This window comes from Salmonella enterica subsp. diarizonae (genome assembly GCF_008692785.1).
Taxonomy (GTDB): Bacteria; Pseudomonadota; Gammaproteobacteria; order Enterobacterales; family Enterobacteriaceae; genus Salmonella; species Salmonella diarizonae.
In genome coordinates, this window is record NZ_VXJV01000002.1 from 73280 (window position 1) to 86664 (window position 13385).

The window sequence follows — 13385 nt, forward strand, 5'->3', positions numbered from 1 at the left end:
CTGATGCGGTTGTTTATTGCCGAAAAACCGAGTCTGGGGCGCGCCATTGCGGATGTGCTGCCAAAGCCGCACCGTAAAGGCGATGGTTTTATTGAATGCGGAAACGGGCAGGTCGTCACCTGGTGTATTGGTCATTTGCTGGAACAGGCGCAGCCCGATGCGTATGACAGCCGTTATGCGCGCTGGAATCTGGCTGACCTGCCTATCGTGCCGGAAAAATGGCAGCTTCAGCCTCGACCTTCCGTCACCAAACAACTCAACGTGATTAAGCGCTTTTTGCATCAAGCCGGTGAAATTATTCACGCCGGCGACCCGGATCGTGAAGGGCAGCTTCTGGTTGATGAAGTGCTGGATTATCTCCAGCTTTCTGCCGAAAAGCGCCAGCGGGTGCAGCGTTGTCTGATAAACGACCTTAACCCGCAGGCGGTCGAGCGTGCTATCGACAGGCTACGGGCGAACAGCGACTTCGTGCCGCTGTGCGTCTCCGCGCTGGCGCGAGCGCGAGCGGACTGGCTGTATGGCATTAATATGACCCGCGCTTACACGATCCTGGGCCGTAATGCGGGCTATCAGGGCGTGTTATCCGTGGGACGCGTGCAGACGCCGGTACTGGGGCTGGTGGTGCGGCGAGATGAAGAGATTGAGAACTTCGTCGCCAAAGACTTCTTTGAAGTGAAGGCGCACATCGTTACGCCTGCCGACGAGCGTTTTACCGCTATCTGGCAGCCGAGCGAGGCGTGCGAACCTTATCAGGATGAAGAGGGGCGTTTGCTTCATCGTCCGCTGGCGGAGCATGTGGTGAACCGGATCAACGGTCAGCCCGCTCTGGTAACCAGTTATAATGATAAACGGGAATCAGAATCCGCGCCGCTGCCGTTTTCGCTCTCGACGCTGCAGATTGAAGCCGCCAAACGCTTTGGCCTGAGCGCGCAAAACGTGCTTGATATTTGTCAGAAGCTATATGAAACCCACAAGCTGATTACCTATCCGCGTTCCGACTGCCGTTATCTGCCGGAAGAACACTTTGCCGGACGGCACGCGGTAATGAACGCGATTAGCGTCCACGCCCCGGATTTACTGCCGCAGCCTGTGGTTAATCCTGATACGCGCAATCGCTGCTGGGATGACAAAAAAGTGGATGCGCACCACGCGATTATTCCGACGGCGCGCAGTTCTTCTGTCCATCTGACGGAAAATGAAGCGAAAGTTTATACCCTGATTGCGCGTCAGTACCTGATGCAGTTCTGCCCGGACGCGGTGTTTCGTAAATGCGTTATTGAACTGGAAATCGCCAAAGGGAAATTTGTCGCCAAAGCGCGTTTTCTGGCGGAGGCCGGTTGGCGGACGTTACTGGGCAGTAAAGAGCGCGACGAGGAGAACGACGGTACGCCGCTGCCGGTTGTCGCGAAAGGTGATGAGTTGCTGTGTGAAAAGGGGGAAGTGGTCGAACGCCAAACCCAGCCCCCGCGTCATTTCACTGATGCGACATTGCTTTCCGCGATGACCGGAATTGCCCGCTTCGTGCAGGATAAAGATCTGAAAAAGATCCTGCGTGCGACCGATGGGCTGGGGACGGAAGCCACGCGCGCCGGGATTATCGAGCTGCTGTTCAAGCGTAGCTTTCTGACTAAAAAAGGGCGCTACATTCATTCTACCGATGCTGGAAAAGCGTTAATACATTCGCTGCCGGAAATGGCGGCCCGTCCGGATATGACCGCGCACTGGGAATCTGTTCTGACGCAAATCAGCGAAAAGCAGTGCCGTTACCAGGATTTTATGCAACCGTTGGTCGGCACGTTGTATCAGCTGATCGATCAGGCTAAGCGCACGCCGGTGAAGCGCTTCAGAGGGATTGTAGCGCCAGGCGGCGGAGAAAAGAAAAAGAGCGCGCCGCGCAAGCGAGCGGGCAAAAAAAGCCCGCCTGCTGAGGAGACAGGTCGTCAGGCCGAATAAGCGCAAAGCCATCTGGCCTGACGACGGGATTAAATGACGCCCTGCGCCAGCATGGCGTCGGCGACTTTCACGAAACCGGCGATGTTGGCGCCCTGAACGTAGTTGGTATGCTTATTGTCGCCGCCGTACTCCACACAGGCGTGGTGGATATCCAGCATAATGTGATGCAGACGGGCGTCCACTTTCTCGGCTTTCCAGCTCAACCGCGCGGCGTTTTGCGCCATTTCCAGCCCCGATGTCGCCACGCCGCCCGCGTTGGCGGCTTTACCCGGCGCAAACAGTACGCCCGCCTCAAGGAACAGATCGGTCGCTTCAATCGTGGTCGGCATATTTGCCCCTTCCGCCACGGCTTTTACGCCATTGGCAATCAGTACGCGCGCGGCGTCAACGTCCAGTTCATTCTGCGTCGCGCATGGCAGGGCGATATCCACCGGTACGTTCCAGGGCTGCTGGCCTTCCAGATAGGTTAAACCAAACTCACGGGCGTAGTCAGCGACGCGACCGTCACGGCTGGCTTTAATTTCACACAGACGCGCCAGCTTCTCTTGCGTGAAGCCACTTTCATCGACCACCGTCCCGCTCGAATCCGACGCGGTAACCACGCGCGCGCCAAAGGCCATCGCTTTCTCAATGGCATATTGCGCTACGTTGCCGGAGCCGGACACGGCGACGCGCATCCCTTCAAAACCGAGACCATGACGTTTAAGCATCGCTTCGGTGAAGTAGACCAGTCCATAGCCCGTCGCCTCCGGGCGAATCAGACTGCCGCCGAAGGAAAGCCCTTTGCCGGTGAAAACGCAGGCGCTGTTATTGGAAAGCTTGCGCATCATTCCCGCCATAAAGCCCACTTCGCGCCCGCCCACGCCGATATCACCGGCAGGCACGTCGGTATCCGGCCCTAAATGGCGATACAGTTCAGTCATCAGCGCCTGGCAGAAACGCATCACTTCGCCTTCGCTTTTCCCTTTCGGATCGAAATCGCTGCCGCCCTTACCGCCGCCCATCGGCAACGTGGTGAGGGCATTTTTAAAGGTTTGTTCAAAGCCGAGGAACTTAAGGATGGAAAGATTTACCGAAGGATGGAAGCGCATACCGCCTTTATAGGGGCCGATAGCAGAGTTGAACTGCACGCGCCAGGCGCGATTCACCTGCACCTGGTTTTTGTCGTCCAGCCACACCACGCGAAACTGGATCACGCGCTCTGGTTCAACCAAACGTTCTAGTAAAGACATGTGGCGGTAACGGGGGTTTTGTTCAAGAAACGGCCACAGGGTGGTCATGACTTCACGGACGGCTTGCGCGAACTCGGTTTGATGCGGGTCGCGCTTTTGTACATGGTTGAGGAACGATTCCAGAGAACATGTCTGATCCATAGATATAAAAACCTCTTATATATTAATGTGGTTGTATTTGCGTGTTATCAGAATAAGCGTTTGCAGTTTTCGACTATACCATCAGCAATGTGACGGTAAGCAAGAAAAAAATAACGCCGCTAAGTAAATTCATAACGGGGCGAGGGTCATAACTAAAAGCGATGACGAAAGAGGATTAAAGTTTTCGCGGCGGCTTACCGTTATACTGAGAATATGCCCAGAAAAATAAGGAAATCCTATGCGCCGAAGCCTTGTGATCGCCGTGATGTCGGTAATGCCAATGGTCGCGCTGGCAAACCAGAACAGTCGTCCTGATATCCAGGTGAATGTCCCGCCGGAAGTTTTCAGCACGCACGGTCAGTCGTCCCAGCCCTGCATTCAGTGCTGCGTTTACCAGGATCAGAATTACTCCGAAGGCGCGGTAATAAAAGTGGAAGGGGTAGTGCTCCAGTGCCAGCGTGACGAAAAAACCATCAGCACAAATCCGTTAGTCTGGCGTCGCGTAAAGCTATAAACGCCTGCAATAGCGGAATATCCGCCGGGGCGAGCGGGTACTCCAACGCTTCCTCCGGCGTACACCAGGCGAATGCCTGATGTTCCAGCGCACAAATCAGACCGTTAAACGCAGGCACATGCCAGGCGTGCAAATGAATCCGTCGGCCAGACACGTCGCGTTGATGGCTGGCGATATAGACGCCGGGCGTGGCGTCAATTCCTAACTCTTCGCGTAGTTCGCGGATAAGCGCCTGCGGCTGGGTTTCGCCGGGTTCGACTTTACCCCCGGCAAACTCCCATAAGCCGGCTTGATCCGCATGACTTGGGCGCTGGGCCAGCAGAATTTTGCCGTCGCGTTCAATGATGGCAGCAACAACATCGAGTTTTTTTATCATTTTCGTTAAGGTCGTTATTCCTGCCGGGAAGCGTCGCGCTATCCCGGTCTTACGGTTAATCAGATAGCGGAATCAAACACGAAACGTCGCCCAGACCGGCGCATGGTCGGAGGGTTTTTCCATACTGCGAATGTCATAGTCAATACCGGTTTCTGAGCAACGTTCCGCCAGCGGAGCGCTTGCCAGCAAGAGATCGATGCGCAGTCCGCGATTATCCACGAAACCTTTTGAGCGGTAATCAAACCACGAAAATTTATCCGTCGTTTCTGGATTCGCCTGACGGAATGTGTCCACTAATCCCCACTTCAGTAACCGCGACATCCATTCACGCTCCTCCGGCAGGAAGGAGCATTTACCGGTACGCAGCCAGCGTTTGCGGTTCTCTTCGCCGATGCCAATATCCAGATCGGTCGGGCTGATATTCATGTCGCCCATAATTAATACCGGATTATCGCATTTGAGTTCCGTTTCAAGATAATTTTGCAAGTTCTGGTAAAACTGCGCTTTCGCGGGGAACTTCAGCGGATGATCCCGGCTTTCCCCCTGCGGGAAATAGCCGTTAATGACGGTGATATTACCCAGCGGCGAGGGGATTTCCGCCATGATAATGCGGCGTTGCGCCTCTTCGCCATCATCCGGGAAACCGCGTCTGACGGAAATTGGCGTGGCTTTTGTTAGCAGCGCGACGCCGTAATGGCCCTTTTGTCCATGATAGAAAACGTTATAGCCCAGCTTCGCAACCTCTTCGAGCGGGAACATTTCGTCGTGGACTTTTGTCTCCTGTAGACCGATCACATCGGGCTGGTGTTTTTCGACAATCGCTTCAAGCTGATGGGGACGGGCGCGCAGGCCGTTGATATTAAAAGAGACAAATTTCATAGTCACTGCCACTTTGCAAGGTGAATCGTGTTGGGATGGTAGCAGAAATTTTGCCGGGTGACTGCCACTCATCGTCAGATTCGGCCAATGGAAGCGTATGGTGTTTTCTATAGAGCAAAAATGGCGCTGTTTGAATGCAGATGCGCCAGAACGGGGCGGTAATTTCCAGTAAATTTCGTATAAGATCACAATTCCAGAATTATATTTGGCAACTGAATAATATTTCGCTTTTTCCTCTTTTTAGTCAGCGACTATGCGGGAATATTCACTTTTCATGCAGTAAAAGTGAATATCGTTACGCTGTAAGCCATTGATTTACCGTCCATCACTTCCGTTTATGCAATTTTAACGCTGGCTGGCACGAACGCTGCAATCTACATTTACAGCGCAAACACTCATATTATTTAACATATAAATAACTTTATTTTTACCGAAAGGGGTCGCTATGTCTCTGTCAGTTACGCGTGAAAACTTTGAGGAATGGATGGTGCCGGTGTATGTTCCTGCGCCTTTTATTCCCGTACGCGGAGAAGGCTCACGTCTGTGGGATCAGCAGGGGAAAGAGTATATTGATTTTGCTGGCGGAATCGCGGTCAACGCATTGGGACATGCGCATCCGGCGCTGCGCGAGGCGTTAAATGAACAGGCGAGCCGCTTCTGGCATACCGGGAACGGTTACACCAATGAACCGGCGCTGCGACTGGCGAAAAAACTTATCGACGCTACCTTCGCCGAACGCGTTTTCTTTTGTAATTCAGGCGCTGAAGCGAATGAAGCAGCGTTAAAACTGGCGCGCAAATACGCCCGCGATCGTGTCGGCAATCATAAAAGCGGCATTGTGGCCTTTAAAAACGCGTTCCACGGACGCACGCTCTTTACCGTTAGCGCTGGCGGCCAACCCACCTATTCACAGGACTTTGCGCCACTGCCGCCGGATATTCGTCACGCCGCCTATAACGATCTGAACTCCGTCAGTGCGCTCATCGATGACAATACCTGCGCCGTGATCGTAGAGCCTATGCAGGGCGAGGGCGGCGTGATCCCCGCCACGAAAGCTTTTTTGCAGGGGCTACGTGAATTGTGCGACCGGCATCAGGCGTTACTGATTTTTGATGAAGTGCAGACGGGCGTTGGACGTACCGGCGAACTGTATGCGTATATCCATTATGGCGTTACGCCCGATATCCTGACGACCGCTAAAGCGCTGGGCGGCGGCTTCCCGATCGGCGCGATGCTGACCACGCAAGACTATGCCAGCGTCATGACGCCAGGTACGCATGGCACCACCTATGGCGGTAATCCGCTGGCGACGGCAGTCGCCGGAAAAGTGCTGGATATCATCAATACGCCGGAGATGCAAAACGGCGTCAGGCAGCGCCACGATGTGTTTATTGAACGGTTAAATACCATTAACGAACGTTTTGGCATGTTCAGTGAAATTCGCGGGCTGGGACTACTGCTTGGCTGTGCATTACAGGCGGAGTTTGCCGGAAAAGCCAAACTCATCGCCCAGGAAGCGGCAAAAGCAGGCGTCATGGTGCTTATCGCCGGCGGCGACGTGGTGCGTTTTGCGCCAGCGTTAAATGTGAGCGACGAGGAGATAGCCACCGGGCTTGATCGTTTTGCCCTGGCGTGCGAACGCCTTCAGACGGGAGGCGCATCATGCGGGTGATTCGTCCTGTCGAACATGCGGATATCGCCGCGCTGATGCAGCTTGCAGGCAAAACGGGCGGCGGCTTAACCTCGCTACCGGCAAATGAAGCGACGCTGGCGGCCCGCATTGAACGCGCGCTAAAAACCTGGTCCGGCGAGCAGCCAAAAAGCGAGCAAGGGTATGTATTCGTTCTCGAGGACAGTGAAACGGGAGAGGTTGGCGGGATCTGCGCCATTGAGGTCGCGGTCGGCCTTAACGACCCCTGGTATAACTATCGTGTCGGTACGTTGGTTCATGCCTCCAAAGAGCTGAATGTATATAACGCGTTGCCAACATTATTCCTGAGTAATGATCACACCGGCAGCAGTGAACTTTGCACGCTGTTTCTCGATCCCGAATGGCGTAAAGAGGGTAACGGCTACTTGTTGTCAAAATCGCGCTTTATGTTTATGGCCGCGTTTCGCGATAAATTCAATGAGAAAGTCGTGGCGGAAATGCGCGGCGTCATTGACGAGCACGGTTATTCTCCCTTCTGGCAAAGTCTCGGCAAACGCTTTTTTTCTATGGATTTCAGCCGGGCGGACTTTTTATGCGGTACCGGGCAAAAAGCGTTTATCGCCGAGCTGATGCCCAAACATCCTATTTATACCCATTTCTTATCTGAAGAGGCTCAGGCCGTGATTGGCGAAGTCCACCCGCAAACAGCACCAGCCCGCGCGGTGCTGGAAAAGGAAGGCTTTCGCTATCGCCACTATATCGACATCTTCGACGGCGGGCCGACGCTGGAGTGTGATATTGACCGCGTACGGGCCATTCGTAAAAGCCGACTGGTGGAAGTCGTGGAAGGGCAACCCGCGCCTGGCGACTATCCGGCATGTCTGGTTGCCAATGAAAACTATCACCACTTTCGGGCCGCACTGGTGCGCGCCGATCCGCAGACTTCACAACTTGTATTTACCGCCGCGCAGTTGGATGCGCTGAAATGTCGCGCGGGCGACCACGTTCGGCTGGTACGTCTTTGCGCAGAGGAGAAAACCGTATGACGCTATGGATAAACGGCGACTGGATAACCGGTCAGGGCGAACGCCGCAGCAAAACTAATCCGGTGAGCGCGGAGATACTTTGGCAGGGGAATGACGCGGCTGCGGCGCAGGTCACCGAGGCCTGCCAGGCAGCGCGCGCGGCGTTTCCTCGTTGGGCCAGACAGCCTTTTGCAGCGCGACAGGCTATCGTAGAGAAATTTGCCGTCCTGCTGGAGGCGCATAAAACCGATCTCACGGCAGTCATCGCCCGTGAAACCGGTAAACCGCGCTGGGAGGCGGCGACGGAAGTTACGGCGATGATCAATAAGATTGCCATCTCGATTAAGGCTTACCATGCCAGAACAGGCGAACAAAAAAACGAACTTGCCGATGGCGCCGCGACGTTGCGCCATCGTCCTCACGGTGTGCTGGCGGTATTCGGGCCTTATAACTTTCCCGGCCATTTGCCGAATGGTCATATTGTGCCCGCGTTGCTGGCAGGCAATACGCTGATCTTCAAGCCTAGCGAGTTAACGCCATGGACCGGGGAAACGGTAATAAAACTCTGGGAACGGGCGGGGCTACCGGCAGGGGTTCTTAATCTGGTGCAGGGCGGCCGGGAGACCGGACAAGCGCTAAGTTCGCTCGACGATCTCGACGGACTGCTGTTTACCGGCAGCGCCAGTACCGGATATCAGCTTCATCGCCAGCTATCCGGCCAGCCGGAAAAAATCCTGGCCCTTGAAATGGGCGGAAACAACCCGCTCATTATTGAGGATGCGGCAAATATGGATGCGGCGGTACATCTGACGCTGCAATCGGCGTTTATTACCGCCGGACAGCGCTGTACCTGCGCGCGACGCCTTCTGGTAAAACAGGGTGCGCAGGGAGATGCATTTCTGGCGCGTCTGGTTGACGTCGCCGGACGTCTGCAGCCCGGCAGATGGGACGACGATCCGCAGCCGTTTATCGGCGGACTGATTTCAGCGCAGGCGGCGCAACAGGTCATTGAAGCCTGGCGTCAACGAGAGGCATTAGGCGGACGCACGCTACTGGCGCCGCGGAAGGTCAAAGAGGGAACCTCCCTGCTGACGCCTGGTATCATTGAACTGACGGGCGTCGCGGATGTGCCGGATGAAGAGGTGTTTGGTCCGCTGCTGAGCGTCTGGCGTTATGATCATTTCGATGAGGCGATTCGTCTGGCGAATAATACCCGTTTTGGTCTGTCGTGTGGGCTGGTGTCGACGGATCGCGCGCAGTTCGAACAGCTCTTGCTGGAGGCGCGGGCAGGGATCGTTAACTGGAATAAACCGCTCACCGGGGCGGCGAGTACTGCGCCGTTTGGCGGTGTCGGCGCGTCTGGCAACCATCGGCCCAGCGCCTGGTATGCCGCCGATTATTGCGCCTGGCCGATGGCCAGTCTGGAATCTCCCGAACTGACGTTGCCTGCGACATTAAGCCCCGGCCTCGACTTTTCTCGCAGGGAGGCGGTATGACGGCGTATGAGGTTAATTTTGACGGACTGGTGGGGCTTACGCACCATTATGCTGGGCTATCCTTCGGCAATGAGGCATCGACCCGCCACCGTTTTCAGGTGTCGAACCCGCGTCTGGCGGTAAAGCAGGGGCTGCTAAAGATGAAAGCCCTGGCGGATGCCGGTTTTCCCCAGGCCGTGATCCCGCCGCATGAGCGGCCTTTTATTCCGGCGTTGCGTCAGCTCGGCTTCACGGGTAGCGATGAGCAGATTCTGGATAAGGTTGCGCGTCAGGCACCACGCTGGCTTTCCAGCGTGAGTTCAGCGTCGTCAATGTGGGTTGCGAATGCGGCGACGGTTTGCCCATCGGCAGACGCGCTGGACGGGAAAGTTCACCTGACGGTGGCGAATTTAAACAATAAATTTCATCGCTCTATTGAGGCACCAGTTACCGAAGCACTGCTACGCGCCATATTTCGCGATGAAAGCCAGTTTTCAGTGCATAGCGCGTTACCGCAGGTCGCATTATTGGGAGATGAAGGCGCGGCGAATCATAACCGTCTTGGCGGCGAATATGGTTCGGCAGGCGTGCAGCTTTTTGTCTATGGGCGCGAAGAAGAGAATGAAATGCGACCCGCTCGTTACCCGGCACGCCAGACCCGCGAAGCCAGCGAGGCCGTGGCGCGTCTTAATCAGGTGAATCCGCAACAGGTTATCTTCGCTCAGCAAAACCCGGAGGTCATCGATCGAGGCGTATTCCATAATGATGTCATCGCCGTCTCGAATCGACAGGTATTGTTTTGTCACGAAACGGCGTTTGCCCGGCAGGAAATGCTCATTAATCAGTTGCGTACGCGCGTTGACGGTTTTATGGCGATAGAGGTACCCGCCGGCGAGGTTTCTGTATCAGATGCTGTGGCGACCTACCTGTTTAATAGTCAGTTGCTAAGTCGTGACGACGGCTCAATGCTGCTGGTGTTGCCGCAGGAATGTCAGGACCATGTCGGCGTCTGGCGCTATCTGAATAAGCTGGTGGCGGAGGATAACCCCATCAGCGCGATGCAGGTATTTGATTTACGAGAAAGTATGGCCAACGGCGGTGGTCCGGCCTGTCTGCGATTACGCGTGGTGTTAACAGAAGAAGAACGACGGGCGGTGAATCCAGCGGTAATGATGAATGACGCCCTGTTTACGGCCCTCAACGCGTGGGCGGATCGTTATTATCGCGATCGCCTGACCGGCGCCGATCTTGCCGATCCGTTATTACTGCGAGAAGGCCGGGAGGCGCTGGATGTGTTAACGCGTCTGCTGGATTTGGGGTCGGTTTATCCTTTCCAGCAAACGGGGGCGGCTGATGGATAACTTTCTGGCGTTGACGCTAAGCGGAACGACGCCACGGGTGACGCATGGGCAGGGCGCGGGTTTTCGCTGGCGCTGGTTAGGCCATGGTCTGCTTGAACTTACGCCCGATGCGCCGGTCGACCGCGCGTTAATTCTTTCTGCGGGTATACACGGCAATGAAACCGCGCCGGTAGAGATGCTGGATAAGCTGCTGTCGGCACTGTGTGCCGGCAGCTTGACTTTAACGTGGCGAGTGCTGGTGGTACTCGGCAATCCGCAGGCGCTGGCCGCGGGAACACGCTATTGCCACAGTGATATGAACCGTATGTTCGGCGGGCGCTGGCAGTCCTTTGCCGAAAGCGATGAAACGCGGCGAGCGCGTGAGCTAGAGCTAAGTCTGGAGACCTTCTTTTCATATGGCCAGGCGCGGGTACGCTGGCATCTGGATCTGCATACCGCCATTCGTGGCTCGCATCATTTGCGTTTTGGTGTACTGCCGCAGCGCGACCGCCCGTGGGAGGCGGATTTTCTGGCGTGGCTGGGCGCGGCAGGGCTGGAGGCGTTGGTATTTCATCAGACGCCCGGCGGTACATTTACGCACTTTAGCTCTGAACATTTCGGCGCGCTTTCCTGTACGCTGGAGTTGGGGAAGGCGCTGCCGTTTGGGCAAAACGATCTGACGCAGTTCAGCGTAACCTCGCAGGCGTTGTCGGCGCTGCTGAGCGGTCTCGAAACGTCAACCTCGTCTTCGCCGCCGCTACGCTATCGGGTGGTGTCGCAAATCACGCGTCACAGCGACAATTTCGCGCTTTATATGGATGCGCAAACGCTGAATTTTACTGCCTTTACAAAGGGAACGTTGCTGGCCGAGGAGGGGGATAAGCGCGTGACGGTGACGCATGACGTTGAATATGTTCTCTTTCCTAACCCCTCCGTCGCCTGCGGATTGCGGGCCGGATTAATGCTGGAAAGGCTTCCCTGATAAATGTCCCTGTAAGCTCACGTTAGGGTTACAGGGATGATTTGGGACACAGTTTCATGCTATTACGGATTATTCCTGGAGAATTGCTTTATTAATAAGCGTTGCTGCGTTATAGTTCTGCATAATTTCTGCTATATCATTCTGTTGTATATTTCTCTTTCAACTCTGCGCAATTTATTCTTTTTTTCTTCACAATTGGCGAAAAGGTGTTTTTTATACTTTCATTGTTTTACCGTTGTTATGACTAATTGACGCTAAGACGGTTAAAGTTAATCACGACAACACGGCGCTGTTTTAAATATGCCGTAAAAATAACTGAAAGGAAGGATGGAAATATGCGTAAACTGACTGCTCTGTTTGTTGCCTCTACCCTGGCGATGGGTGCTGCGAATCTGGCTCATGCCGCTGAGACTACCACCGCCGCGCCAGCGGATGCGAAGCCAATGATGCAGCATAAAGGTAAGTTTGGCCCACATCACGATATGATGTTTAAAAACCTGAACCTGACGGACGCGCAGAAGCAACAAATTCGCGACATTATGAAAGCGCAGCGCGAGCAAATGAAACGCCCGCCGCTGGAAGAGCGTCGCGCCATGCATGATATTATTGCCAGCGATACCTTCGATAAAGCCAAAGCCGAAGCGCAAATTACGAAAATGGAAGCGCAGCGCAAGGCTAATATGCTGGCGCATATGGAAACCCAGAATAAAATTTATAACGTTCTGACGCCGGAACAGAAAAAGCAATATAACGCTAATTTTGAGAAGCGTCTGACAGAACGCCCGGCGCAAGAAGGTAAAATGCCTGCTGCGGCAGAATAACTTTCCGCATAATTTAAGACCGCCGGTCTTGTCGACAACACAGTCGTTGAGGTGGACAGGATCGGCGGTTTTCTTTATGACAGGCGATAGCCGGTGTTCAGTTCAATGATCTCATATTGACCTGACATTAATGGCTTACAGAGAATTTTATAGCCGTCCTGATCAAAGCCCGCAGGTGCGCGCACTAGTGTGGCGGCCTCATCCAGCGAGGGTACCGCCCCCAGCCATAACCAGTTGTTGATAATGTGGAACTGGGTCATTTGTGGGCGACTCTCTTTTAACGCGATAGCGCCTTTCCAGGGCCAGCAAACCACACGTAACCGTTCCAGTGATGCCTGCAGACGAAGAAAATGCGTCTGCGGGCTTTCTTGTCCGCAACACGCGCCAGCGCAGCGCTTCAGAGCGAAACGAAAACAGGCGCGCCCACGGCTTACCGGTTCAAGCCCCAGCAGGCCGTAACACAATTTTTGTTCATCGGCGAGGTTCTGTAATCTTTGCAGCGCCGCCCGACGGTTGGCGAAGAGGCCAAACAGGTTTGGCTCATGGGAAAAATCGACGCTGCGGGCGGAAACGACCTCAATCTTTTGTTCGCTCAACTGTAGAGAGCAAAGCTGGCGATTACGACGTAACCGCTTGTTAAACAGCGGCTGTTGCTCTTTGATCAGCCGTGCCTCCAGCAGCAAAGCGCCCATTTCCCCAGCGGTGCAGATCCAACTTATCCGCCGCGACTGTCGCAGCATAGCGGCCTCGTCAGGCGTTCGCAGATGTGAAAGTACCCGGCTGCGAATATTCACGCTTTTACCGATATAAAGTGGCAGCGTATCGCTTTCGCTATGAAATACATAGACGCCTGGTAAGGCTGGCAACTCGCTGAGGAAAGGACGTAAATGTTCTGGATATTCGTAAATGGCCGCCGCTTCAAACTCAAGACGGGGGGCTGATTGACGCCGTACCACAGTGCTCTCCGTTAACTGGTTATTCATCCAGTATAACAGC

12 protein-coding genes are annotated in these 13385 nt (G+C 54.7%); 8 read left to right on the forward strand and 4 right to left on the reverse strand.

Annotation, left to right across the window (positions count from 1 at the left end; all coding sequences use genetic code 11):
* Positions 1-3 precede the first annotated feature (3 nt).
* Positions 4-1953, forward strand: coding sequence for a DNA topoisomerase III (gene topB / locus F4V72_RS04300; RefSeq protein ID WP_023247999.1), 1950 nt, complete (start codon positions 4-6; stop codon positions 1951-1953).
* 29 nt (positions 1954-1982) lie between these two features.
* On the opposite strand, the gene gdhA is transcribed toward topB, so the two are convergent.
* A complete protein-coding gene (gdhA, locus tag F4V72_RS04305) occupies positions 1983-3326 on the reverse strand; it encodes an NADP-specific glutamate dehydrogenase (protein ID WP_053509427.1) in 1344 nt (447 codons plus the stop codon).
* Positions 3327-3564: 238 nt separating this feature from the next.
* On the opposite strand from gdhA, the gene F4V72_RS04310 reads away from it, so the two are divergent.
* Positions 3565-3840 carry a YnjH family protein gene (locus F4V72_RS04310; protein ID WP_023248001.1) on the forward strand — a complete coding sequence of 92 codons (276 nt, stop codon included), beginning with the start codon at positions 3565-3567 and terminating at the stop codon, positions 3838-3840.
* Here F4V72_RS04310 and F4V72_RS04315 read toward each other — a convergent pair.
* Both F4V72_RS04315 and xthA read right to left on the reverse strand, forming a co-directional pair.
* A complete protein-coding gene (locus F4V72_RS04315; protein WP_053509420.1) occupies positions 3800-4216 on the reverse strand; it encodes a pyrimidine (deoxy)nucleoside triphosphate diphosphatase in 417 nt (138 codons plus the stop codon). The two genes, F4V72_RS04310 and F4V72_RS04315, sit on opposite strands and share 41 nt — an antisense overlap.
* Before the next feature lie 72 nt (positions 4217-4288).
* A complete protein-coding gene (xthA, locus tag F4V72_RS04320) occupies positions 4289-5095 on the reverse strand; it encodes an exodeoxyribonuclease III (RefSeq protein WP_023248003.1) in 807 nt (268 codons plus the stop codon).
* Positions 5096-5540: 445 nt separating this feature from the next.
* On the opposite strand from xthA, the gene astC reads away from it, so the two are divergent.
* From astC to spy, 6 genes are all read left to right on the forward strand, one after another.
* Positions 5541-6767: a succinylornithine/acetylornithine transaminase gene (astC, locus tag F4V72_RS04325; protein WP_136058242.1), complete on the forward strand. Its 1227-nt coding sequence runs from the start codon at positions 5541-5543 to the stop codon at positions 6765-6767.
* Positions 6758-7792: an arginine N-succinyltransferase gene (gene astA / locus F4V72_RS04330; protein ID WP_136058243.1), complete on the forward strand. Its 1035-nt coding sequence runs from the start codon at positions 6758-6760 to the stop codon at positions 7790-7792. The genes astC and astA overlap by 10 nt, the downstream gene beginning before the upstream one ends.
* Positions 7789-9267: a succinylglutamate-semialdehyde dehydrogenase gene (astD, locus tag F4V72_RS04335; RefSeq protein ID WP_080070597.1), complete on the forward strand. Its 1479-nt coding sequence runs from the start codon at positions 7789-7791 to the stop codon at positions 9265-9267. Before astA ends, astD begins: the two co-directional genes overlap by 4 nt.
* Positions 9264-10607, forward strand: coding sequence for an N-succinylarginine dihydrolase (astB, locus tag F4V72_RS04340; RefSeq protein WP_063390380.1), 1344 nt, complete (start codon positions 9264-9266; stop codon positions 10605-10607). The genes astD and astB overlap by 4 nt, the downstream gene beginning before the upstream one ends.
* Positions 10600-11568: a succinylglutamate desuccinylase gene (gene astE / locus F4V72_RS04345; protein ID WP_070803566.1), complete on the forward strand. Its 969-nt coding sequence runs from the start codon at positions 10600-10602 to the stop codon at positions 11566-11568. The genes astB and astE overlap by 8 nt, the downstream gene beginning before the upstream one ends.
* A 335-nt stretch (positions 11569-11903) precedes the next feature.
* Positions 11904-12389 (forward strand): ATP-independent periplasmic protein-refolding chaperone Spy, encoded by a 486-nt coding sequence (gene spy / locus F4V72_RS04350; RefSeq protein ID WP_001229001.1) that lies wholly within the window; start codon positions 11904-11906, stop codon positions 12387-12389.
* A 74-nt stretch (positions 12390-12463) separates the two neighbouring features.
* On the opposite strand, the gene cho is transcribed toward spy, so the two are convergent.
* Positions 12464-13345, reverse strand: a complete 882-nt coding sequence (cho, locus tag F4V72_RS04355) for an excinuclease Cho (protein ID WP_053529805.1) — start codon at positions 13343-13345, stop codon at positions 12464-12466.
* Positions 13346-13385 lie beyond the last annotated feature (40 nt).